General features: G+C 68.1%; 19 protein-coding genes and 1 tRNA gene. 7 read left to right on the top strand and 13 right to left on the bottom strand.

The window, feature by feature from the left end; translation table 11 throughout:
* Position 1 precedes the first annotated feature (1 nt).
* Together RCP37_RS06790 and RCP37_RS06785 are read right to left on the bottom strand one after the other, a co-directional pair.
* Positions 2-9,247, bottom strand: coding sequence for a polyketide synthase (locus tag RCP37_RS06790; protein WP_308486165.1), 9,246 nt, complete (start codon positions 9,245-9,247; stop codon positions 2-4).
* Positions 9,248-9,681: 434 nt separating this feature from the next.
* The gene (locus RCP37_RS06785; protein ID WP_308486164.1) at positions 9,682-10,404 is read right to left on the bottom strand and encodes a DUF1906 domain-containing protein; all 723 of its coding nucleotides are present in this window, start codon (positions 10,402-10,404) and stop codon (positions 9,682-9,684) included.
* 118 nt (positions 10,405-10,522) lie between these two features.
* Here RCP37_RS06785 and RCP37_RS06780 point away from each other — a divergent pair, with 118 nt between their 5' ends.
* The gene (locus tag RCP37_RS06780; RefSeq protein WP_308486163.1) at positions 10,523-11,779 is read left to right on the top strand and encodes an MFS transporter; all 1,257 of its coding nucleotides are present in this window, start codon (positions 10,523-10,525) and stop codon (positions 11,777-11,779) included.
* A 5-nt stretch (positions 11,780-11,784) separates the two neighbouring features.
* Here RCP37_RS06780 and RCP37_RS06775 read toward each other — a convergent pair whose 3' ends face one another.
* The gene (locus tag RCP37_RS06775) at positions 11,785-12,156 is read right to left on the bottom strand and encodes a DUF732 domain-containing protein (RefSeq protein WP_308486162.1); all 372 of its coding nucleotides are present in this window, start codon (positions 12,154-12,156) and stop codon (positions 11,785-11,787) included.
* 412 nt (positions 12,157-12,568) lie between these two features.
* Between RCP37_RS06775 and RCP37_RS06770 the strand changes: the two genes are divergently transcribed.
* Positions 12,569-14,056 (top strand): hypothetical protein, encoded by a 1,488-nt coding sequence (locus RCP37_RS06770; protein WP_308486161.1) that lies wholly within the window; start codon positions 12,569-12,571, stop codon positions 14,054-14,056.
* A gap of 34 nt (positions 14,057-14,090) precedes the next feature.
* Here RCP37_RS06770 and RCP37_RS06765 read toward each other — a convergent pair.
* Positions 14,091-14,173 (bottom strand) — tRNA-Leu (locus RCP37_RS06765).
* Between the two features lie 94 nt (positions 14,174-14,267).
* Here RCP37_RS06765 and RCP37_RS06760 point away from each other — a divergent pair.
* Both RCP37_RS06760 and RCP37_RS06755 read left to right on the top strand, forming a co-directional pair.
* Positions 14,268-14,639 carry a hypothetical protein gene (locus tag RCP37_RS06760; RefSeq protein ID WP_308486160.1) on the top strand — a complete coding sequence of 124 codons (372 nt, stop codon included), beginning with the start codon at positions 14,268-14,270 and terminating at the stop codon, positions 14,637-14,639.
* A complete protein-coding gene (locus tag RCP37_RS06755) occupies positions 14,636-14,977 on the top strand; it encodes a DUF3817 domain-containing protein (protein ID WP_308486159.1) in 342 nt (113 codons plus the stop codon). The genes RCP37_RS06760 and RCP37_RS06755 overlap by 4 nt, the downstream gene beginning before the upstream one ends.
* Before the next feature lie 16 nt (positions 14,978-14,993).
* Here the strand turns inward: RCP37_RS06755 and rdgB are convergent, their stop codons facing one another.
* The 8 genes from rdgB to clpS all read right to left on the bottom strand — a co-directional run bounded on the left by rdgB (position 14,994) and on the right by clpS (position 20,754).
* Positions 14,994-15,614 (bottom strand): RdgB/HAM1 family non-canonical purine NTP pyrophosphatase, encoded by a 621-nt coding sequence (gene rdgB / locus RCP37_RS06750; protein ID WP_308486973.1) that lies wholly within the window; start codon positions 15,612-15,614, stop codon positions 14,994-14,996.
* Positions 15,611-16,390 (bottom strand): ribonuclease PH, encoded by a 780-nt coding sequence (gene rph / locus RCP37_RS06745; protein ID WP_308486158.1) that lies wholly within the window; start codon positions 16,388-16,390, stop codon positions 15,611-15,613. Before rph ends, rdgB begins: the two co-directional genes overlap by 4 nt.
* Before the next feature lie 35 nt (positions 16,391-16,425).
* Positions 16,426-17,202: a cyclic nucleotide-degrading phosphodiesterase gene (locus RCP37_RS06740; protein WP_308486157.1), complete on the bottom strand. Its 777-nt coding sequence runs from the start codon at positions 17,200-17,202 to the stop codon at positions 16,426-16,428.
* 80 nt (positions 17,203-17,282) lie between these two features.
* Positions 17,283-18,089 carry a glutamate racemase gene (murI, locus tag RCP37_RS06735; protein ID WP_308486156.1) on the bottom strand — a complete coding sequence of 269 codons (807 nt, stop codon included), beginning with the start codon at positions 18,087-18,089 and terminating at the stop codon, positions 17,283-17,285.
* Positions 18,086-18,745, bottom strand: coding sequence for a rhomboid family intramembrane serine protease (locus tag RCP37_RS06730; RefSeq protein ID WP_308486155.1), 660 nt, complete (start codon positions 18,743-18,745; stop codon positions 18,086-18,088). The genes murI and RCP37_RS06730 overlap by 4 nt, the downstream gene beginning before the upstream one ends.
* Position 18,746: 1 nt before the next feature.
* Positions 18,747-19,817, bottom strand: a complete 1,071-nt coding sequence (locus RCP37_RS06725; protein WP_308486972.1) for a P1 family peptidase — start codon at positions 19,815-19,817, stop codon at positions 18,747-18,749.
* Positions 19,818-19,822: 5 nt separating this feature from the next.
* Complete coding sequence (gene aosR, locus RCP37_RS06720) at positions 19,823-20,410, bottom strand: oxidative stress transcriptional regulator AosR (RefSeq protein ID WP_224975931.1); 588 nt, start codon at positions 20,408-20,410, stop codon at positions 19,823-19,825.
* Positions 20,411-20,439: 29 nt separating this feature from the next.
* Positions 20,440-20,754 carry an ATP-dependent Clp protease adapter ClpS gene (gene clpS / locus RCP37_RS06715; protein WP_065039540.1) on the bottom strand — a complete coding sequence of 105 codons (315 nt, stop codon included), beginning with the start codon at positions 20,752-20,754 and terminating at the stop codon, positions 20,440-20,442.
* Between the two features lie 55 nt (positions 20,755-20,809).
* On the opposite strand from clpS, the gene RCP37_RS06710 reads away from it, so the two are divergent.
* Positions 20,810-22,120 carry a nicotinate phosphoribosyltransferase gene (locus RCP37_RS06710; protein WP_308486154.1) on the top strand — a complete coding sequence of 437 codons (1,311 nt, stop codon included), beginning with the start codon at positions 20,810-20,812 and terminating at the stop codon, positions 22,118-22,120.
* Positions 22,121-22,128: 8 nt separating this feature from the next.
* On the opposite strand, the gene RCP37_RS06705 is transcribed toward RCP37_RS06710, so the two are convergent.
* Entirely contained in the window at positions 22,129-22,395 is a 267-nt protein-coding gene (locus RCP37_RS06705; protein ID WP_308486153.1) for a YdeI/OmpD-associated family protein, read from the bottom strand.
* 311 nt (positions 22,396-22,706) lie between these two features.
* Here RCP37_RS06705 and RCP37_RS06700 point away from each other — a divergent pair, with 311 nt between their 5' ends.
* Both RCP37_RS06700 and RCP37_RS06695 read left to right on the top strand, forming a co-directional pair.
* On the top strand, positions 22,707-22,964 hold the full coding sequence (locus RCP37_RS06700) for a DUF732 domain-containing protein (RefSeq protein WP_308486152.1): 258 nt from the start codon (positions 22,707-22,709) through the stop codon (positions 22,962-22,964).
* A gap of 153 nt (positions 22,965-23,117) precedes the next feature.
* Positions 23,118-23,492, top strand: coding sequence for a nuclear transport factor 2 family protein (locus tag RCP37_RS06695; protein ID WP_308486151.1), 375 nt, complete (start codon positions 23,118-23,120; stop codon positions 23,490-23,492).
* Positions 23,493-23,500: the final 8 nt, after the last annotated feature.

The following is a 23,500-nucleotide window of genomic DNA, read 5'->3' as shown; positions in this document are numbered from 1 at the left end:
GCTATCCGATGTAGACGTCGCCGTCGCCGAGCCGTGCCGCCGGGTTGAGCAGCATCGCCGACTCCTGGCGCTTCTCCGACGAGTCGTGGTCGAACCGCCGGTCGGCGGGCCGCTCGTACATCGGCTTGCCGCCGGCGATCGCCGAGGCGAGTCGCCGCTGACCGGCCAGCACCCGAGAGTCCGCCTGCTCCAGATACGCCGCACGCTGACTCGGGTCCAGCGCCGCCAGGAACGCCGCCGGGTGCACCAGGGCGACCAGACCGGACACGTGACCGAAGCCGAGGCTGGTGACCAAACCGGCCTTGAGCGGGAACTTCTCCCCCAGCTCCAGCGTCTCGCGCACCCACACCAGGTGCCCGGCGGTGGCCAGCTCGTCATCGACACAGTCCAGGCTGCGGTTGGGCGGGATGACCCCGTCGCGCAGCACCTGGCACAGGCCCATCATCTGGAAGACCGCCGCGCCGCCCTTGGCGTGCCCGGTGAGGCTCTTCTGGCTGATCACGAACAGCGGCGCACCGTCGGAGCGGCCCAGCGAGTCGGCCAGCCGCTCGTGCAGCTCGGTCTCGTTGGGGTCGTTGGCCAACGTCGAGGTGTCGTGCTTGGAGACCACCGCGATGTCATCGGCGCCCACACCCAGCTTGGCCAGGGAACGGGCCAGCATCGAGTCCTTGCCGCCACGGCCCGCGCCCAGGGCGCCCAGGCCCGGAGCAGGGATCGAGGTGTGCACGCCGTCGGCGAAGCTCTGCGCGTAGGCCACCACCGCCAGGACCGGCAGGCCCATCTTGGCGGCCAGGTCGCCGCGGGCCAGCAGAATGGTGCCACCACCCTGAGCCTCGACGAAGCCCAACCGGCGCCGGTCGTTGGCGCGGGAGAACTTCGAGTCGCTGATTCCCTTGGCGCGCATCATCTCGGTGTCGGCGGTGGCCGCCATGTCACCGAAGCCGATGATGGCCTCCAGGGTCAGGTCGTCGTAGCCGCCGGTGACCACCAGCTCGGCCTTGCCCAGCCGGATCTTGTCGACGCCCTCCTCGACCGAGACCGCCGCGGTGGCACAGGCGGCCACTGGGTGGATCATCGCGCCGTAGGACCCGACGTAGCTCTGGACTACGTGCGCGGCAACGACATTGGGCAGAACTTCCTGCAGGATGTCGTTCGGCTTGGCCCGCCCGAGCAGGTTGCCGTGGTACATGGTCTGCATCGAGGTCATGCCGCCCATGCCGGTGCCCTGCGTGCTGGCCACCAGCGACGGGTGCACCCAGCGCATCAGCTCGGTCGGGGTGAAGCCCGCCGACAGGAACGCATCCACGGTCGCGACGATGTTCCACAGCGCCACCCGGTCGATGGAGGTGGCCATGTCCTGGCTGATCCCCCACACCGTCGGGTCGAACCCGGTCGGGATCTGAGCACCCACGGTGCGCGACAGCTTGCTCTTGCGCGGCACCCGAATCTCGGTGCCGGCCTTGCGGATCACCTGCCAGTCCGAGGAGTCCGGCACCGGGCGCACCACAGTGTGCTCGGGGTCGAACTCGACGAATGCCCGAGCGTCGGCCTCGCTGGAGACTACGAACGAGAAGTCCTTGTCCAGGAACACACTGACCAGCAGCGGTGAGGCGTGGTCGGGATCGATCGCGCCGTCATCGACGAACTCGCGAACACCGACGCGTTCCACCACGGCGTCGTGGTAGCGCTCCACCAGCTCGGCCTCGTCGACCAGCTCGCCGGTCGCGGTGTCATACCAACCCGGGGTCGGGTCGTCCTCCCACTTGACCAGGCCAGTGGTCCAGGCCAGTTCGAGCACCCCAGCGGCTGACAGCTCGCCGGAGACCTCCATCTCGAAGCGGGTGCGCGACGAGCCCAGCGGGCCCAATTCGGCGCCACCGACGATGACCACCAGGTCAGCCGGGTCGACGTCGAGGTCGGCCCAGGCCGGCGGGGGTGCCGGGGTGTGGCCCCGCGGCGGGCTCGGCAGTGCCGCAATGGTGTTGCCGGCGTCTTCCTCATCATCGGCTGCCGCTTCGCTCGTCATCTCCTCACGAGCCCGGGCAGCCAGCTCGGCCATGTCCAGGTTCGCCTCGGCCAGGCCACCGGTCAGGTCGGCCTCGATCGGGGCGTTGGCCGCGGCCACCTTGGACTCGACGTTGCACAGGCCCAGCAGCATGGCCGCCATCTGCTCGGTCGAATAGGTGGTGACGCCGGCTTCCTCGACCGCATCGACGATGACGTCGTTGTGGCCCATCAGCCCGGTGCCGCGAGTCCAGCCGATCAGGGCGTGGGCCAGGCTGACCCGAGAAGCCCACGAGGACTCCGCCTTCCAGCGCGACACCAGCGCGTCCAGCGACGCCTTGGCCTCGCCATAGGCGCCGTCCCCGCCGAACATGCCGCGGTTGGGCGAGCCGGGCAGCACCACGTGCAACCGGGAGGCGATGTCGCGCTCGGCGCCGATCTTCGACAGACCGCCGATGAGGCGCTGCACCGCCCACAGCAGAACCTTCATCTCCATCTCGGCCCGCGCACCGGCCTCCGACAGATCGCCGGTGACCCGCGGAGCCGCGAACGGGAACAGCAGTGTCGGGGTCTGCGCATCCTTGAGGTGGATCGACTGCGGCCCAAGGTTTTCGGCCTGCTCGGTTCCGACCCACTCGACCAAGGCGTCGATGTCGGAGTACGAAGCCATGTTGGCCGGCACCACCCACAGCGCAGCACCGAACCGAGCGTGGTCACGGTAAAGGTCGCGGTAGAAGCTCAGTCGCTCGTCGTCGAGTCGAGACGTGGTGGCGATGACGGTCGCACCGCCGTCGAGCAGCTGCCCGACCACCGATGCCGCGATCGAGCCCTTGGAGGCACCGGTCACCACCGCCACCTCGTCGCTGTAGCGGCCCCGGCCCGGGTTCTCCGCGCCGGCAGCGATCCGGGCGTACAGCGAGCCGTGAATCTGCCGGCCGGAGGCCAGCGCCCGGGCCTGCCACCAGGACGCCTGGGTGGCGACCACGTGGCCGGCACCCTCGAAACGCTCGGCCAGACGCGGCCAGTCGGCGTCGATGTCGCCTTCGTCGACCAGCCACAGCTTGACCAGGTCCTCGCGGGCACTGGCCCAACGGTCGTCGAACAGCACCGCCTTGCGGCCGTCGAAGGCCGGCGCCACCAGGCGCGGCCAGTCCGAACCCAATTCGGCGGACACCAGGTCGATCAGCTCGCTGTCGGTGGCACCCGCCGGGACCGCCGCCACATCTTCGCTGAACCCGAGTTGGCCCAACACCAGCCGGGCCGCCGAGGCGAGCACACCGTCGCGGCCGGTGATCTGGGCGGTGAACTCGCCCAGCGCGGCGGCGTCCACGGTCGCGCCGCCACCGCCACCGCCTGCCGACGGCAGGCTCACCGCGACACCGCGGCGTGCGGCGACGGCCTGCACGGCCGCATCGATGACCTTGTCGACGGCTGCGGCATCGGCCAGGGCGCCCTCGTGCAACCCACCCAGGGAGCCGCCGCGGACACTGGTGCCCTCGCGGGTCCCCAACGCCACCTCGACGGTGACGTGCTTGGCCCAGCCGTCACCGAGCTCCCAGGTCTTCTTGACCCGTTCGGCGATGGCACCGGGCCGCTTGCCGGACGGTCCGAGAATGGTGCGGAGCTGGTCGTTGATCGCGTCGGTCAGCACCGGGCCGTACGGCTTGTAGGTGCGCGCCAGCTTGGTCACCTGCGACTTCAGCCCGGACAGGTCGGCTTCGGCGGCGCCGTCGATGGCGCCCAGGTTCAACTCCGAACCCAGGTCCACCAGCAGCTGGTTGCGCCGCGAAGACGCGCCGTCGGTGATGGACTCGATGGAGTCCAGCGCCTCGATCTGATCGATGCGCATCTTGGCGCTCAGCGCGATCAACGCGCAGGTGGCATCGGCGGCGTCGAACGCGATGTCGTCGGGGCGCGGGGCACCCGTCGGGGCGGCCGGCGCGGCGGGCGCCGGGGCGGTCGCCTCGGCCGGGGCGCCTTCCGCGGAAGCCTCAGCCGGGACCTCTTCCTCCTCCGGCTCCGGCTCGGGGTCGGTGTCGGTGGCGAACAGCACCGCTGCGTCCCGCTCGGCGTTGAGCACTTCCACGGTGCTGTGGGCGTACTCGGGCAGCTTGAGCGTGTTGGTGGCCAGCCCGGCGACCGTCGGGGCGGTCTTCACACCGATCTCGACAAACCGCTCCACGCCCAGCCCACCGGCGGCCTGCTCGATGAACAGCAGGTCCTGCGTCTCGATCCAACGCACCGGGCTGGCGAACTGCCAGGCCAGCAACTCGATAACGATCTTCCGGCACAGCTCGCTCGGCTTCTCGTTACGCCAGGTGTCGTAGTCGGCGAGGATCTCGTCGAGGGGCTCGGCCGGCACCAGGTCGCGAATCTCTTGGACGAACTCGCGGTCCAAGGTGAACGGCTTGGGCACCAGGTTGGGGATGTAGCGTCCGACGATCAGGTCGGGGTCGGTGTCACGCGGCATGACCCGCTCCAGCGAACGCCGGAAGTCATCGACGCCAATGCGGAGCACCTCGGAGTGGAACGGCACGTCGATCCCGGGCACCAGGATGAATGACCGCTTGCCGCCGGAGATCTCGCGGCGCCGCTCCACCTCGGCCTCCAGCGCCTCCAGGCCGGCCACCGTGCCGGCGATCGCGTACTGCGAGCCGCGCAGGTTGAAGTTGACGATCTGCAGGAATTCCCCAGTGCGCTCGGCGATCTCGGCGACGAATGCGGTGACGTCGGCGTCGTCGAGGTCGATCTGCGACGGCCGGATGGCGGCCAGCCGGTAGTTGGAACGTCCCATGGCGTCACGCGGCACGATGTCGTGCATCTTGGAGCCACGGTGGAACACCACCTCCAGCAACGCCTCCAGCTGGTAGACGTCACTGACACACGCCAGCGCGGTGTACTCGCCGACGGAGTGACCGCACGCGATCGCGCCCTCGACGAAGGCACCCTGCTCGCGCATCTCGGCAACCTGCGCGGCGGCCACAGTGGCCATCGCGACCTGGGTGAACTGCGTCAGATACAGCACACCCTCGGGGTGCTGGTAGTGCACGCCGGAGGCGATCAGGCTGGTCGGGTTGTCGCGCACCACGTGCAGCACCGAGAAGCCCAGGGTTTCGCGGGTGAAGTTGTCCGCGGAGTCCCAGACCTTGCGGGCGGCCTTGGACCGGGCCCGCACGTCCATGCCCATGCCCTTGTGCTGGATGCCCTGACCGGGGAACGCGTAGACGGTCTTGGGGGCGGTCAGCCGGGCGGTCGCCGACATCACCAGGTCCGACCCGATCCGTGCGCTGATCTCCAGAACCTCTGCGCCTAGGTCGATTCCGACCCGGTCTACCCGGAAGTCGACGTCATCGCCGGGCTTGACCATGCCCAGAAAGCGTGCGGTCCAGCCGACCAGCCGCGCCGGTGGGCGAGCCTGGCCGTCGGTGGCGGTCACCACATGCTGGGCCGCGGCCGAGAGCCACATGCCGTGCACGATGGGCGATTCCAGGCCGGCAAGCAGTGCCGCGGCCCGGTCGGTGTGGATCGGGTTGTAGTCGCCGGAGACCGCCGCGAACGGCCGCATGTCCACCGGTGCGGTCACGGTGACGTCGCGCCGACGGCGGCGCGGGGTGTCGGTGGCGTTGTCGGAGACCGCGCCGCCGGCCCGGACCGGGTCGGTCAGTTCCGTGGCACCGGTACGCCCGCGGATCGCGAAGCGCTCCTCCAGGGTGGCCAGCACGGTGCCATCGGCCGCAGCGACCGTGACGGAAACCGGGACCACGCGGCCGACCTCGGTGTCGGTGGCCGCCGATGCCGTTGCGGTGACGGTCAATTCGGCCGGTTGTGCCGGCAGCGTGGCGAGCAGGTGCGCCGCGTGGTCCAGGTGCACCAGGGAGAGCAGACCCTCGACAACCGGGAACCCGGCGTCGGTGGTGGCCGCGCCGATGGCGGCGAACACCGCCGGCCAGCACCGCCCGACCAATGCGTCGGGCACGGTGGACAGTCCGGGCGCCAGCGGCGCGCCGAACGTTGCCGTCACGCCGGTGTGGTCGGCGGCCTGCTCGGGGTTCCACGCCACGGTGACAGTGGCCGTGCCGTCGTGCACCGGCGGCAGGGCCTCGGGGCCGTCGACACCGGCGGCGATGGCCAGCACCGCGCGCATCGCGGCGGCGGCGTCCTCGGTGGACACCAGCGGGGTGGCTCCGTCGACGACGGCGGCCGGAACGGTGAAGCGAATGTTGATCCAGACACCGGACAGCGGCACACTCAGCACGACGTTGGAAGCGCCCTCGTTCTGGGCGATCTCCAGGCGAGCCCCGGTCGACGGGTGGGTGGCGGTGCGGTTCTCGTGCACCTGCCATTCGGCGGGGTCGGCGATCCGGTGCACCGGGTTGGTGGCGGTGCGGCCGGCCCACCGCACATCGGGGGCGTCGAGTAGCACGGCCAGCGGGCCGGTCACGTCGGTGCGGCCCCGACGGCGCGCGGTGACCGGGGCGGGTTCCACGCCGGTGGCGAGGACCTGGTCAACTGCGGCCTGCTCGAAGCGGTCCAGCAGCTCGCCGACCGGCTCGTCGACCCGGGTGATGCCGGCGACGGCGGTGATGCCCGGAATGATGCAGACCTGCTCGGCGGTGTAGCGGGCGTCGTGTGCCTGCCACAGCGAGTCACTGCGCCACCAACGGCGCACGTCCTTGTCGATCACCGGCACGAAGTTGACCGGCTTACCCGGCGTCTTGCAGAGCTGGGTGAAGAACGGCGCGTCGGCCGGGTGCAGCCGAACCGTCTCGGCCTCGGGGTAGCGCGCCAGCAGCGCCGCGATGGCTTCTTCGGGGCGCTCCAGGATCGACTGTGCGCCTTCGGAATCGGTGAACAAGGTCTCGATCGGTCCGGACTCGAGCTCGTTGAGCCGCGCTTCGACGCGCTGCAGCATCGAACCGAACCGCTCCCGCCAGGTGTCGGCCAGCCACGGGCTGTCCGGTGAGGCCGTGTCCGCGGTCGAGTCGCCGGCACCGATAGCCAGTTCCACATAGCGGCGCAGCCACTGCGCGTACGTCATCTCGGTGACATCACCGAAGTAGGGCTTGGCGGTGTCGGCCAGTGCGGCGATGATCTCGTCGCGACGCGCTGCGACGGCCTCGCCGTCACCGGCGACCTCGTCGAGCAGCCGACCGCACCGTGAGGCGACGTTGTCGATCTCGTGGATGTCGGCACCGAGCTGGCTGCGCGAGGAAGCCATGCCGCCCTGGGCTTTCCCTGCGCCGATCCAGTGGTCGGTGCCCTTGGTGTCGACCAGCATCTGCTTCACCGCCGGCGACGTGGTGGCCTCCAGGGTGGCCATCGCCGCGGTACCGACCAGGATGCCGTCAACGGGCATCAGCGGGAAGCCGTGCTGCTGCGACCAGCGGCCGGACAGGTATTCGGCGGCCTGCTCGGGGGTGCCGATTCCACCGCCGACGCACAGCGTGATGTTGGGCTGTGAGCGCAGCTCGGAGTACGTCGCCAACAGCAGGTCGTCGAGGTCTTCCCAGGAGTGGTGCCCGCCGGCGCGGCCACCCTCGACGTGCACGATCACCGGCGTGGTGGGAACCTCGGCGGCGATGCGGATCACCGACCGGATCTGCTCGACGGTGCCAGGCTTGAACACCACGTGGCTGATGCCGGATTCGTTGAGCTCGGCGATCAGCTCGACGGCCTCTTCCAGTTCGGGGATGCCGGCACTGATCACCAGTCCGTCGAACGGCGCACCGGACGCACGTGCCTTCTGCACCAAGCGCTTTCCGCCGACCTGCAACTTCCACAGGTAGGGGTCCAGGAACAGCGAGTTGAACTGGACGGTGCGGCCGGGCTCGAGCAGGGTGTTCAGCTCGGCGACACGGGCATCGAAGATCTCCTCGGTGACCTGCCCACCGCCGGCCAGCTCGGACCAGTGTCCGGCGTTGGCGGCCGCAGCGACGATCTTGGCGTCGACCGTGGTCGGGGTCATGCCGGCCAACAGGATCGGCGAGCGGCCGGTCAGCCGGGTGAACTTGGTGTCGAGCTTGACTCGGCCGTCGGGCAGCGCGACCACCGACGGGGCGTAGCTCGTCCAAGGCCGGGCGACCTCCGGGACGGCGCCGATGGTGAACAGGTTGCGCTGTCCGCCGCGGGTGGCCACCGGCACGATGCCGATGCCCAGGCCGCGGATCACCGGTGCGGTCAGTCGGGTCAGGATGTCGCCGGGTCCCAGGTCCAGAATCCAGCGGGCGCCCGCGTCATGCAGCGTGGTGACCTCGTCGACCCAGTCGACCTCGCCCACCAGGATCGAGTCGGCCAGTTGGCGGGTCAATTCCACATCGAGACCCACTTTGGCGGCCCACTGCGCGACGATCTCGATGCCGTCGGACAGCCGCGGCGAGTGGAAGCCGACCTCGACCTGGACCGGTTCGAAGACCGGAGCGAAGACCGCGCCGCCGCGCAGCTTGTTCTTGCGCTCGGCGGCCTCCTTCTCGGCGATCTGCTCGCAGTACAACTCGAAACGAGACAGCTGCTCGGGGGTCCCGGTGATCACCACGGCACGGCGACCGTTGCGGATGGACAGCACCGGCGGTAGCACCGTGCGCACATCCTGGGAGAACTCGTCCAGCAGTTGCCGGATGCGCTCGGGGTCGACATTGGTGACCGACACCATCGGCGGGCGGTCGCCCAGGATCGAAATGCCGCGGCGACGGGCCACCAGCGTTCCGGCGGCACCCAGCAGTTGGGCGATCGCGAGCAGCTGTACGTCGTTGGAACCGCCGGCCTTCAGCGACTCGACGGCCAGGATGCCCTGCGAGTGCCCGGCCGCGGCGACGGGCGGAGTAGCCGCCAGGTCCAGCCCTTGACGCTCCATGGCCCGCATTGCGGCGATCTGGGTCAGCAGCACGCCCGGCACCGACACGGCCGCCGAAGTCAGCTGCTTGGCCGACGGGATGGGGTCCTCGGCCGCCAGCGCCCGCACCCATTGCAACGGCTCGAAGCCGATGGGCCGGACCACCACAAGTTCCTTGGCGATCGGCTCGAGCAGCAGATCAGCCTCACCGGCCAGCGTGGCCAGCTCCGTCTCGATGCCGGCCGAAGACACCAGCTCCTCGAGCGACTCCAACCAGGCACTGCCCTGTCCACCGAAGGCGACCGCGTACGGCTCGCCGCCCGTCAACCGGTCCACCAGAGCCGACGAGGCGCTGGCGAACCGCCCCGAACCTGCACCCTCAGCGGAAACCCGGTCGTGTTCGTGGATCGTCACGTTATGTATCTCCCCTGCCCTGGTTAATGTCACGTCTTCATCGACGGGTGCCGGAATGACCGGCCATCTGCGGGTTCTCGCGTATTCGCGGCCGCGCTACAGCCGTAAGAGTGTCATAAGAACCTGTGCCGTTTCTGCAGCAAATTGGTTACTGGTGAGTTCTACGCTCGGGTAACCCAGCCCCGGATATCACGGGGCTCGACGGCGGCTGGAACGATCCGGGACAAACGTCCTGCATGCGTGGGGTTACGGTCGAGTAGCCATAACGACGCAGATCAAGGCTCCATTGTTATCTAATCGTTATGTTTGAATCAGCCAGGCCAATTGGCTTCGGCGGTGCCTGAGGCTTGAAGCTCGAAAGAGCCCGGCGATCCCAGCCCCGCACAGCCCGATCTTGAGCTAGTTTGCTGGACAGGCGGTGGACCGGGGCTTCGTCAGGCCCACTGACCGAACTGGGGCGCCAGGATCTGGTTAATGTCCACACCGACGCCGCCGACCGTGCGCCGATCGATCTCCACCTGATGCAAGTTGGCCGCCGGATGGGCGACACCGCCGGGTGAGCCGAAGTTGTGTTGCCAGAAGCACGAGCCCAGACCGTCCTGCAGCGCCCACTCGATGGTCTTGGAGTTGGCGTAGACGCCGGTGCGCTCCGGCCCGATCACCGACTGCCATCCCCGTAGATAGGGAGCAACCTGATCCTTGTACTGCCCGTAGGACGGGTTGTCATCGATCGAGGCGTAGATCGGAGCACTGTCCGGGCCGCCGGCCGCAGTATGCAGCTGTGCGCCACGGTTGGCGTGGTCCACGCCGGCGTCCTGGCCGCCCAGCCAGTCTGCGGTCGCCTGCTTTCCGAACTGGTAGCAGGACACGATCGTGAGACCGCTCTCCTGCAAGTCACGCGCCTCGGCCAACTGCATCGGCTTGCCGAGCATCCAGTCCGCGCCCGGTCGACGGTCCGATACGTAGCGGATAGCACCGGCCGCACCGGACGCCTTGATCGCGCCGGCCGACAAGATCCCGGCCGAATAGTCCAGCAGAATGCCCAGCGGCGCCGCCTCGGCGGCCACGGCGAGCAGCGCCGAAACGCCGGCACCGAGGCCAGCCGCGGCAGGCACCGCCGCGGCGAGTTTGAACACGTCACGCCGTGAAACCGTCACGCGACACAGACTAAGACAGTCGTTGGCACGGTTTTGGCCGGTCACCGCCGAAAACCGCGCCGAAATCGTGTGCGACCATAGCCCGTGTCCCGCAATAGACAGACAAGGTAGGCCCGAATTGCGTCCCTGGATCGTGTGGGGCACCGGCCTGCTGTCCTATTTGGTGGCCGTGCTGGACCGAACCACCTTCGGGGTCTCGGGCCTTGACGCCGCCGATCGCTTCCACGCCGGCCCGAGCACGCTGTCGTCGTTCGTCATCGTGCAGTTGATCGTCTACGCCGCCATGCAGATTCCGGCCGGAGTGCTGCTGGACCGCTTCGGTCCCCGGGTGATGATCGCCACCGGCGTCCTCGTGCTCTCCGCCGCCCAACTGACGCTGTCGCTGACCCATTCGCTGCCCACCGCGGTCGGTGCGTACGGCGTCATCGGCCTGGGTGACTCGTTCATCTTCATCTCGGTCATCCGACTGCTGCCCAATTGGTTTGCACCCAAGCGCGTTCCGCTACTCACCCAGCTGACCGGCATCTGCGGCCAGTTCGGCCAGTTCCTCTCGGCGGTGCCGTTCCTGGCAATCCTGCTGCACGGCGGCTGGACGGCCGCCTACCTCTCGGCCGCCGGGCTGGGCCTGTTCGCAGGCATGCTGACACTCGCCGTCACCCGCGACGCCCCGCCGGGGACGCCTGCCGCCATGCACGCGAGGAGCTTTGGCGACGCGTTCGGTGAGATCAAAACGGTGTGGTCGCGGCCAGGGACCAAGGCGGGTTTCTTCACCCACATGGGCAACGCGTTCTCCCCCGGCGTGTTCGCTCTGATGTGGGGGGTGCCATACCTGACTACCGCGCAAGGTCTTTCGCGCGGCATGGCGGGTGCGGCGCTGACGCTGTCGGTGCTGCCCTTCATCGTGGTGGGACTGCTGGTCGGAACCATCTCCGGACGTTGGCCGGAGCACCGGTCACGCGTGGCGCTGACCATGATGACACTGATCGCGTTGACCTGGACGGTGCTGTTGGCGCTGCCGCACCCCGCGCCCCATTGGTTGTTGGTGGTGCTGATCCTGGTGATCTCGGCGGGTCAGCCGGTGTCGATGCTGGCCTTTGACTTCGCCCGGACCTACAACCCGCCGGCGGCGTTGGGTACCGCGCAAGGCATGGTCAACACCGGCGGCTTCATCGCCACCCTGGTCATCATGCAAGCGATGGGGGTGGTTATCGCAATGACCGGCGGCTATTCATTCGAAGCGTTCCGGCTGGCCTGGACCATGCAATACATCGTCTGGGCGGTGGCCGCCGTCGGCGTGGTGATCTACGCACGAAAAGCCCGCGACTCCGAAACATTCGGCGAAACACCCATACCCGTGGCCGTGTCCGAGCACTAGGCCGTTCAGCGCCCCGGTACATGCAAGTACGGATCCGGCAGCTGCGGGCAGTAGGCGTGCCGCGACGCGTTGATGATGGCGTGCGCTTCGCCGGGTGTCACTTCCAGATTCGCGATGACCGAGACCGGCACCAACCGGGGCGAATCGCTCAGCGCCACGCAGACCGCGTGGCCCTCCTGCACCATCAGACTGCGCAGCGGCTCGCACTTGACGCTTCCGCAAATCTGCTTGTCATAGTCGGGGTGCAGCCCCTGTTGCTGCAGGTCGTCGAAGAACACCTGGTCCTCATCGGGTTGCGCCGCCGCCACCGGCATCGGGGCAAGAAGTCCGGCACCGACCATCGCCACGCTGAACGCGCTAGCCACCCACATCTTCATCGCGTTGCACCAATCCACGGACGACTACATCGATCATTCTGACACCGGCGGGAGTGCCGGAGGGGCGAAGTCGAGCAGCCGATAAACCGACCTTTGTCGTTGACTTCAGCGCTTGCGTCCGCGAGTTAGCTGGAAGGGCGCTGGCAGTCCGCTGTTCGCAGCACCGCCCCCTGCCTTACGGACCCGTAAAATACCTGCTTATAGGGCATCTTTGTCCGCAGCGACGCAACACAATCCACGGCGGGGAATTTATTAGCTGGACGGGATGGACCTATTAGAAATCCGGTCTATCGTTCCCCTCACGTTTTCGGCCGGCCGCTCTGTCGTTGCGGCATCGCCCGGCTGCGTGGTCGTATCGGGGGAAGACATGGTCAACGCAGTGCAGCGTCATAGGCCTGCGCGGACAGGCTTGGTGTTAGCCGCGGTAAGCGCCGTAGTCGCCGCCACGGTCGCACCGGTCAAGCCATGGTCGACGGGGGCTTCATTTGTCGACCGGGCGGTGCGCCTGCTGGCCGGCGACTCGCTGCTCAACGTCCCCTTCAATTTCTTCCAAGACATCGTCAACGTTCCGGCCAACGAAGTCGCCGCCACCAATGTGCTGGCAGATTCCCTTTTCTGGACTGGCACCTGGTGGACCCCGAGCGCCACGAATCTGTGGGGTGAGGATCCCGGCGACCCGGGGCACTTCATGGCCATCGCCGATTTCTTGTTTCCGTTCGCCCCGCAGGTCTCCGGCGTCGACCAGCCGGAGATCGACCCGACATTGCTGGCGAACGGAACCGCGGGCCTGGGTCAGCAGCTCGCCATGCTGGCAGCGGCTGAGCTGCCGGTCAGCGCCTCGTGCGATGCCGTCCAATGCGCCCCGATGGTGCCCACGGACCCGGTCACCGGAATCACCGGAATCGACAAGTTGATCGACTTCGAGAAGGTGTTCACCAACTTTCCCAACGCCGACAACCAATTGGGACTGTTCAGTCACTGGTTGCAGGTGCCGTTGCAGGACCTATTTACCGGGTATCAGTTCCCCAGTTCACCTGCCGAGGTCGCCAACCCGACCGCAGCTGGAATCGCGGACCCGTCCACAGGGCTCGGCCCGGGCGGTTCGGTTCTGGGCGCCCCGCCAGACGCGGTACCAGGCAGCGAGGCTCAACCGGGCTTCGGTTTCCCCGGCACGATTTCCGGACCCGACGGTGAGAACCTGATGCCCTGGGAAGGCGTCAACTTCCAACTCAATCCGGTCGGGCCGTTCGAACAGTGGTTCCAGAGCCTGGAGGCACCGGTCAACCTGAACGGCTTCCAGCTTGTCAGCCCGGACGACGTGTCCCAGGCTCTGAAGGCGGTGACCGCCGGCGCAATCGTGGACTTCAACCCATCGTCCCCGGGGAGCCCCCTGTGCGCAGCGCTGTGTGACCAGCCGCCGTTCGCCCCGCCATTGGGCCTCACCACGGCAGACCTGGTGCAGATGATCCAGAACATGGGCCCGGCCAATCCCCTCATCGGCGAATGGCTCAGCCTCAACAGTGCAGGCCTGGCGAACGGCCCGACAGCCGAACAGATCGACGCCACTATCGCGGGTCTGCAAACCGGGACGTTCACATTCGACCCGGCCACCGAAGATGCGATCGCTAGTTACCTCAACGGCATCAACCCCAGCCTGACCGAGCTCCTCGTCAACTCCGGGCTGATGACCGACCCGGGATACCTGGGCCCCTGGGCCGGGACCGGAGGCCCCGACAGTGGCGTCGACGTTCCCACCGTGCCCAGCGAGTTGGGTGGATTGAACCCGCTGCAAATCTGGCCCGACCTGCTCGGCGTCGCCGATCCGACCGGGAGCCTGTCGGGAGACCTCACCGACTTCTGGACGTCACTGTCGAGCATGTGGGACGGCTTCGGGTTCTAAGGGCTGAGGTATCACCCAGCCCGGTTCACATTTGTGCGGGCGGAGGGACTCGAACCCACACGCTCTTTCGAGCACCGGCACCTAAAGCCGGCGCGTCTGCCATTTCGCCACGCCCGCAAACGCAGTCATCGTAGCGTCCAGTCCGCCGCATCTCACAACGCGAACCCCTTCCGCGCGGTCATCGCGCCAGGTCGCGCGGTACCGTCAAGGGGTGTCCACTACACGGCGTCGGAGACCTGCACTGGTTGTGCTGGTGATCGTCGCCACCAGCGCGTGCCTGGGGCTGGGCTGGTGGCAGTGGAGCCGGTTCCAAGAGGTCAACGGCACCTTCCAGAATCTCGGCTACGCGCTGCAGTGGCCGCTGTTCGCCTGGTTCTGCGTGTACGCCTACCGCAAGTTCGTCCGGTTCGAAGAAGAGCCGCCCGAGCTGCACCCCGAAGACACGGTGACCGAGATACCCGCTGGACTGTTGCCGGAGCGCCCCGCTGCGGCCGCCCCCACCGATGACCCCGCGATGCGGGAGTACAACGCCTATTTGGCCGAGCTCTCCGAGAACGACCGACAGAACAGGAACACCGCATGACCGAGTCACCCGCCCAGGCCGCTCCCGCCGAGAAGATCCGCAGCGCGCTGCTGCCCTACCGGGTGATGGCGTGGGCAACGGGTATCTGGCTGATCGCGCTGTGCTACGAGATCGTGATGCGCTACGTGGTCAAGGTGGACAACCCGCCGACCTGGATCGCCGTGGTGCACGGCTGGGTGTACTTCGCCTACCTGCTGGCCGCATTCAACCTGGCGGTCAAGGTCCGCTGGCCGCTCGGCAAGACCGTAGGGGTGCTGCTGTCCGGCACTATTCCCCTGCTCGGCATCATCGTCGAGCACTTCCAGTCCCGAAACATCAAGGCCCAGTTCAACCTCTGAGGCCCCCGCGGCGTCCTTACGTCAGCGAGCGCAGCGCCGGCAGCAGCAACTCCAGCGCACGACCGCGGTGCGATGCGGCGTCCTTTTCGGCCGGGCTCAACTGCGCGGCGGTGCGGTCGGTGCCCGCCGGCACAAAAACCGGGTCGTAGCCGAATCCGCCGTCGCCGTGCGGTTCTCGAGCGATGCTGCCGGCCCACTCGCCGCGCACCACCACCTGGTGCTCGGTTCCGTTGCCCCATACCAGCGCGCACGCGGAGACGAACGCCGCGCCGCGCCGCTCGTCGGGCACGTCACGCAGCTGCCTCAGCAATAGCGCGGTGTTGGCCGCGTCGTCGCCGTGACTGCCCGACCACCGGGCCGACAACACCCCCGGCATGCCATTGAGTGCCTCGACAGTCAGACCTGAATCATCTGCGACACAAGGCAACCCGGTCGCCGCATAGCCGTCACGCGCTTTGGCCAGGGCGTTGCCTTCGAACGTCGCCGCGGTTTCCGGCGCTTCGGGATACGGCGCCACCTCATCGAGCGACACCAGCTGCACACCCGAGATTCCGGCGTGCTCCAGCACGCGGCTCAGCTCGGCCAGCTTCTTGCGATTGCGACTGGCCACCAACAGTTGCGTCACCGCCGCGGTCAGCTGCCGAACGCCTTCTTCGCTGCCGGCCCGTCCGGCAGCACCCCGGGATACGGCAGTGCCAGCGCTTCGCGCTGGGCCACGAACAGCTTCTCGCAGGCGGCCAGCGCCGCGTCGAGCATCTTGTCCAAGGTCGAGCGCGGGAACGTCGCCCCCTCACCGGTGCCTTGGATCTCCACCAGTGTTCCGGTGTCGGTGGCGACCACGTTCATGTCGACCTCGGCACGCGAGTCCTCCTCATAGGGGAGGTCGACGCGGACCCGGCCGTCAACCACGCCAACGCTGACGGCTGAGATCGCGCACGAGAGCGGGCGGGGGTCCGACAACTTGCCGGCGGCCGACAGGTAGGTGACCGCATCGGCGAGCGCCACATACGCACCGGTGATCGCCGCGGTGCGGGTACCGCCGTCCGCCTGCAGTACGTCGCAGTCGATCGCGATCGTGTTCTCCCCCAGCGCGGCCAGGTCGATGCAGGCGCGCAGCGAGCGACCCACCAGCCGGCTGATCTCCTGGGTGCGCCCGCCGACGCGGCCCTTGACCGATTCGCGGTCCGAGCGGGTGTGGGTGGCGGCCGGCAGCATGGCGTACTCGGCGGTCAGCCAACCGCGACCGGAGCCTTTGCGCCAGCGCGGAACGCCTTCGGTGACGCTGGCCGTGCACATGACCCGAGTGTTGCCGAATTCGACCAGAACCGATCCGGCCGGGTTGGCGGTGAAGCCGCGGGTGATGACAACCGGGCGCAGCTCGTCGTCGAGGCGACCGTCTTCTCGTTTGGACACGCCGATAACCCTAACCGGGGGTGCGAAGTGCTGTGTCAGGAGCGCTTGATGTCGAACGACTCGTCGCACACCACGGCGTGCACCGGACCGTCGAACTCCGCCTTGGCCTCCCCGATCACGTCCTCACGCGAGGTCCAGGGCGGGATGTGGGTCAGCAGCAGTTGTCCGACACCCGCGGCCGCGGCGATGCGCCCGGCCTCGGTACCCGACAGGTGCAGGTTGGGGGGGCGGTTGGCCTCATGGGTCCACGACGCCTCGCACAAGAACACATCGGCGCCGCGCGCCAACTCGATCACCGCATCGCAGTAGCCGGTGTCGGCGCTGTAGACCAGCAATGCGCCGGACGGATCGGTGATCCGCATCCCGTAGGACTCGGTCGGATGGGACACCAGTCCGGGCTGCACACTGAGTTCACCGAACGTGACCGGCTCACCGTCCACCCAGGCGCGGACGTCGAAGATGTCGGTGATGTCGTCGATCTCGCCGCCGTAGGGCGAGGACGCCGCGCCCATCCGCGACCAGGTGTCACTGGGACCGTAGAGCAGGCCCTTGTCGAACGGCTTGATCGCCACCGACGGGTGGTAGCGACGCCAGACGAACAGCCCGGGCAGATCCAGGCAGTGGTCGGCATGCAAGTGCGACAACAGCACATGCACCGACCCCGGATCGACATGGCGTTGCAGGGCGCCGAGGACCCCACCTCCGAAGTCGATTACCAGCGGCGGCGAGTCCGGCGCCTGCAACAGGTATCCCGATGCCGGCGAGTCCGGACCCACCACACTGCCGGAGCAGCCCAGCACGGTCAGTCGCACGTTCCCTACTGTGCCATGTTCGCCGCAAGCATGATGAAGACACCGGCGCTTTGCTCACTATTCGTCATCGAAATCACCGGCTAGTGCAGCGGGGCGTGGCGGTGGACGGCTCCGACGCCGGTGATAGCCGGTCCCAAAAATCGGGTAGCCAGGTCAGCAAACGCCTCCGGGTCACCGGTGGCCTCGAAGACCCGCGTTGCCGGGGCCGCCTCATGCGGACGCAGCAAGTCGCGCTCGGTGAGCACCCGCAGCAGCTCCTTGGCGGTCTCTTCGGCGCTGGACACCAGCGTCACCTGCTCACCAATCGCGAGCTGGATCAATCCGGACAACAGCGGGTAGTGCGTGCAGCCGAGCACCAGGGTGTCGACCCCGGCGCGTTGCAGCGGCTCCAGGTAGCCCTCGGCCAGCCCCAACACCTGCCGTCCACTGGTGATACCGCGCTCGACGAAGTCGACAAAGCGCGGGCAGGCCACCGCGGTGATCTCGGTGTCACGGGCCGCGGCGAACGCATCCTGGTAGGCGTGACTGGCGATGGTCGCCTGCGTCCCGATCACCCCGATGCGGCCGTTGCGGGTGGTTGCTACTGCCCGGCGCACCGCGGGCAGGATCACCTCGATGACCGGCACGTCGTAGCGTTCCCGCGCGTCGCGCAGGCATGCCGCCGACGCGGTGTTGCAGGCGATCACCAACGCCTTGATTCCCCGCGCAACCAGGTCGTCGCCGATGGCCAGGGCGTGCGCCCGGACCTCGGGGATGCTCAGTGGGCCGTAGGGGCCGTTGCCGGTGTCGCCGACGTAGATGATGTCCTCGTCGGGCAACTGGTCGATGATCGATCGGGCCACGGTCAGCCCGCCGACGCCGGAGTCGAAGATTCCGATCGGGCTCACGCAGCCGCCCCCCGTCGAAGTTTCCGGGTCTTACGTTCGGGAGCCGCCAGCCAATAGGCGGCCAACACCCCAGCCAGCGCACCGCACAGGTGGCCCTGCCAGGACACGCCACCGCACACGTTCAGCACCGGAACCGCTCCCCACAGAACTCCGCCGTAGAGGAACAGCACCACGACCCCCACCAGGATCTGCCAGATGCGGCGGGTGAACCACCCGAACACCACCAAGAAGGCCAGCCAGCCGAAGATCAGGCCGGAGGCACCGATGTGGTCCGTCGGCCCGCACGACGATCCGACGTTGCCGATCAGCCAGGTCCCCAGGCCGCCGACGATCCACACGATCGCGGTGGCCAGCACAAACCGGGACAGCCCGGTCAACGTCAACAAGAAGCCCAGCACCAGCGCGGGTCCGGTGTTGGCCAGCAGGTGCGCCCAGTTCGCGTGCAGCAGCGGGGCGAACAGCACCCCCCACAGGCCGTCGGTCTCCAGCGGCCGGATGCCGTTGCGGTCTAGCTGGTGGCCGCCGACCTGATCCACGGCTTCGATCAGGTAGAGCAGTCCGACGAACGCGATGATGGTGGCCCCGCCGGTGCGCCAAGCAGACTTCTCCTCGGGCCGCGCTGCGGGTGCGGTTCCGCCGCGGGGAGCGTCGCCCACCTCAGGGCCTTCCCGACCGGTCGCCGGGCCGCTCGGCGAATGCGCCCGGCACGGTGCCGCGGTAGGTCGGGATTCCGGCCACCGGATCAGCACACAACAACCCCCACAGCACTGCCCGGGCCAGACAGTCCGCCGCGGCGGCACCGACCTCGGCGACCAGGCCCGTCTCCGGGGACATCGCGGCCGGTGTTCCCGGCAGCGGCGGAACCTCGACGGTCCCGGTCGATAACGCGAACACCGTGTCACCGTCCACCGGCGTGTGCGAGGGCCGGATGGTTCGGGCCAGCCCGTCCTGCGCGGCGATCGCCACCCGGCGGCAGCCGGCCGGGCTCAGCGCGGCGTCGGTGGCCACCACGGCGATGGTGGTGTTGAGCGACACGGATTTGGGTTCCAGACCGGCGAGGATCGCCAGCTGCTCGGATGGCGGCGCCGTCAGCCCGAATTCTTCTATGAGCAGGGTCGACCAGGGCAAACCGGTGGTGGGATCGATGAGTTCACCGGTGGGATTCACCACCACCATCGCACCCACGGTGACCACGTCGTCCCCAAGCTCCAGCGTCATCGACGCGGTGCCCACGCCGCCCTTGAAGACCCCGGCCCGGGCCCCAGCGCCGGCGCCGACGCTGCCCGATGCCGGTTGCTGGCCCTCGGGGCCGGCGGCCGTGGCCGCCGCAGCGTAGCCGAATTCCGCGGTGGGCCGGCGATCCCAGCCGCCGACTGGGAGGTCGAAGATCACCGCGGCCGGCACGATCGGCACCACGCCGCCGTCCAGAGCCACACCGCGGCCCTGCTCCTCCAACCAGGTCATCACGCCGTCGGCGGTCGCCAGTCCGTAAGCGCTGCCGCCGGAGAGCACCACCGCGTCCACCCAACGCACGCTGTTGGCCGGGTCCAGCAGGTCGGTCTCACGAGTGCCCGGTGCTCCACCGCGACCGTCGACGGCGCCGACCGTCCCGGGTGGCGCCAGCACGACGGTGACGCCGGTGGCCCAACCTGAGCCGAGTGTCGCGTCCGGATCGATCCGCTGGTGGTGGCCCACCCGGATGCCGGCGACATCGGTGATCGAACCCATGCCTGTCATCGTCTGGGCCTTCCCATCAGTGCGACCACCAGGAATTCCTGCAGCACGGTGAGCCACTGATACACGTTGAGCTGACCAGCCATTGGATCACCCGTCGGCACCTGATCGGGGCCCTCGGGTCCGATCTTGAGCACGGCGCCCAGCGCGAGGCGGATGTCGTTGACCGCCGCAATCCAGGCGTTGGCCTGCTCCTCGGTCAACTCGAAACGGCCGCCCTGTTCGGGAACGGTGGCCAGCACTTGTTGTGCCGCGCCACGTTTGGCGTCGATGATCCCCGGTTCGTGCAGACTGCGCAGCGCCGCGTTCAGGCCGTCTGCGTCGACCGCGGCGCCGTCCGCATCACCTTCCGGGCGATAGAAATCCGGCAGCAGCCGGCGTGTCGTGGCGTCTTCGGGTGTTTGGGTGTTGCCGGTTCGTATCCCGGTGATCTGTTCAAGTTCGTCTGGCGGAGAAGCAGACTCCCGTGCGTCGAGTATCCCGACGATCGAGCCGACCAGATTCCGGAGCAGCGCGGCCTCGTGAAGGGCCAGCGCAGACCGGAAGCGGGGTCCGTCGTCGGTCTCGACCCGCTTCCATTTCTGCACGGTGAAGTCCGGTTCCCTTCGGTTGAGTCTTAGCGGTCCTGCTGCATGGTCGCCCACAAACCGGCGGCATGCAGCTTGGACACGTCGACCTCCATCGACTCACGGCTTCCCGCCGACACCACGGCCTTGCCCTCGTGGTGCACCTGCAGCATCAGCTTGGTGGCGTGCTGCTCGCTGTAGCCGAACAGCTTCTGAAAGATGTAGGTCACATAGGTCATCAGGTTGACCGGGTCGTCCCAGACGATGGTCACCCAGGGGGAAGCCGTCTCCTCGACCGGGTCGGCGTGCCGCTGTCCGGTGCCCTGCGGTTTCACCGGGGCGGACGTCGGTGCTGACGTGGCCATACCGGTCAGGATACCGAGCCGAGGTGGGGTGCAGTCCAGTCGATACGGTTGGCGGGTGAACCACTCGGCCCCGCGCGGCGGACTGCTCACCGACAAGTACGAGCTGACCATGCTCGCCGCGGCGCTGCGCGACGGCACGGCGGCTCGACGGGCCGGCTTTGAGATGTTCACCCGGCGTCTCCCCGAGGCGCGCCGCTACGGCGTCGTCGCCGGCACCGGCCGGTTTCTTCAGGCCCTGGCCGAGTTCACCTTCGACGACGCCGCGCTGAGTCTGCTCTCGGGGTTCTTGGATCGCCAGACCGTCAATTTCCTGGCGGATTTCCGGTTCCGCGGTGACATCGACGGCTACCCCGAAGGCGAGCTGTATTTCGCCGGGTCGCCGGTGCTCAGCGTGCAGGGCAGCTTCGCTGAGTGTGTGGTGCTGGAAACGCTGCTGCTCTCGATCTTCAATCACGACACCGCGATCGCCTCGGCGGCGGCCCGCATGGTCAACGCGGCCGGCGGACGGCCCCTGATCGAGATGGGCTCACGCCGCACGCACGAGCAGGCCGCCGTGGCCGCGGCCCGCGCCGCCTACCTGGCGGGGTTCGCCGGAACCTCCAACCTGGAGGCGCACCGCCGCTTCGGTGTGCCGGTGCTGGGCACCAGCGCACATGCCTTCACCCTGTTGCATACCGGCGCCGACGGCGAGGTGGCGGCGTTCCGCGCCCAGGTCGCCGCCCAAGGCGTCGACACCACGCTGCTGGTGGACACCTATGACGTCACCACCGGGGTCGCCAACGCCGTCGCGGCGGCCGGACCGAACCTCGGCGCGGTGCGCATCGACTCCGGGGAGTTGGCGGTGCTGGCCCATCAGGTCCGTGACCAGCTGGACCGGTTGGGCGCCACCGGCACCAAGATCGTGGTCTCCGGCGACCTCGACGAGTACGGCATCGCGGCGCTGCGGGCGGCGCCGGTGGACAGCTATGGCGTCGGCACCGCGTTGGTGACCGGCTCAGGCGTACCCGCGGCCGGGTTCGTCTACAAACTGGTCGAGGTGGACGGCAAACCGGTGCACAAGCGCAGCACCGGCAAGGAGTCGCAGGGCGGACTCAAACAGGCGCTGCGGGTCGCCCGCGAAAGCGGCATCGTCACCGACGAGGTCGTCTACCCGGCCGGGCACCCGCCGGCGGTGGACGCGCGGGCCCGGACATTGACCGTTTCGCTGGTACGCGGCGGCGAGGTAGTCACTGAAACCGGGGCGACGGCGCTGGCCGCGGCGCGCGAGCGCGTGGTGGCCGGGCTGCACAGCCTGCCGTGGGAGGGGCTCAAACTCGCGCACGGTGAGCCGGCGATCCCGACGCGGCTGGTGCCCGGCGGCGCGTGAGCGCGGTTCTATTTGCCGTTGCGTTCCCGGTGCTTGCACCCGGGCCAGCAGCACGGGCGGCGCATGCCTTCTTCGAGCTCCTCGCGCGTGCGGCGGATCCGGCGCTCGCGGGTCGCCTGCTGCTTGGCGTCCTCAACCCAGCAGATGAACTCGTTGCGCGCCAAGGGCGTTATGTCCAGCCACGCGTCACGTGCGGTGGGGCTGACCAACAGTCCGTCGCGAAGGTCTTCCGGTAGTTCGTGCAGTGCGCCGCCCGGCAATCGCTGGCTGCTCATCGCCTCAGGGTAGCGGCCGACGGCGCCATCGGTGCTGTACGACGTTGATGGACGGTTAGATGAACCAGCCGTCAGGCGACCGCGCTGCCGAAGTGCGGCGCGACCCGTCCACCACCCCAGGGGCGTTGGTGTCGAGCTCACCACCCGAATGTTCACGAACCGCGGGCCATAGAGCGTGCGGTCAGGTAATACTGGGCCAGCCATTGAGGGCGCCCCAGGTGTGAAATGACGGAAGGGACGTGATGGGAAACATTGCGCGAGCAGCGAGCACTGGTTTGACAGCGCTGGGATTTCTGCTCGGAACTGCCGGGGTGGCCCAAGCCGACGACCAGAGTTTCTTGAACTACATCCACGACAACGGCGTGCCATTGAATGCGCCGATGGGTGTCGGAGACGCCAGCCATTTGATGGCAGGAGACATGATTTGCCGGATGCTGCGCACCGGCCACACTCCAGCCGATCTGCCGTTCCTCGGGCTGGTACAGGAGCAGTACAAGCCGCAGCTAGTCGAAGGCGCTCAACGCGAATTGTGCCCCGACACGCTCAAACAGGCCGCTGCCGCCGAATAAGCCAGCCAACTTCGGCGTCGACTCGCAGTGGATCGAGGAGGTCGCCGATTTCGGATGCTGACCTTGAACAACTGATAGCCCATGGTTTCCCGGTGGTCTTCGGCCAGAAAATCAGTCGATCCGCGGACGCCGATACGGTTACCGTCCGAAAGCATGGATATCGACGCGACCGCGTTCAGCCAGGAATGGGCGCGGGACTGGAATAACCACGACGTGGACGCGGTGCTGGCGCACTTTCACGACGACGTGCTGTTCACCTCCCCGGTAGCCGCCCAGATGTACCCCGAGACGGCCGGCGTGATCCACGGCAAGGCAGCGCTGCGCCACTACTGGTCCGGCGCGGTGCAGCGCATGCCGGATCTGCATTTCGTCGTCGAAGACGTGTACCGGGGCATCGACACCATCGTGATCAACTACCGCAACCAGAACGGCGGGCTCGTCAACGAGGTGCTGCGATTCGGCGGTGACGGCTTGGTCATCGAGGGGCATGGAACTTATCTGGTCGCTCGGTCCGCCGCCACGGCCTGACGAATGAG

Source organism: Mycolicibacter sp. MU0102, from assembly GCF_963378105.1.
Lineage (GTDB): Bacteria > Actinomycetota > Actinomycetes > Mycobacteriales > Mycobacteriaceae > Mycobacterium > Mycobacterium holstebronense.
This window is presented reverse-complemented; position numbering and strand designations above follow the sequence as displayed.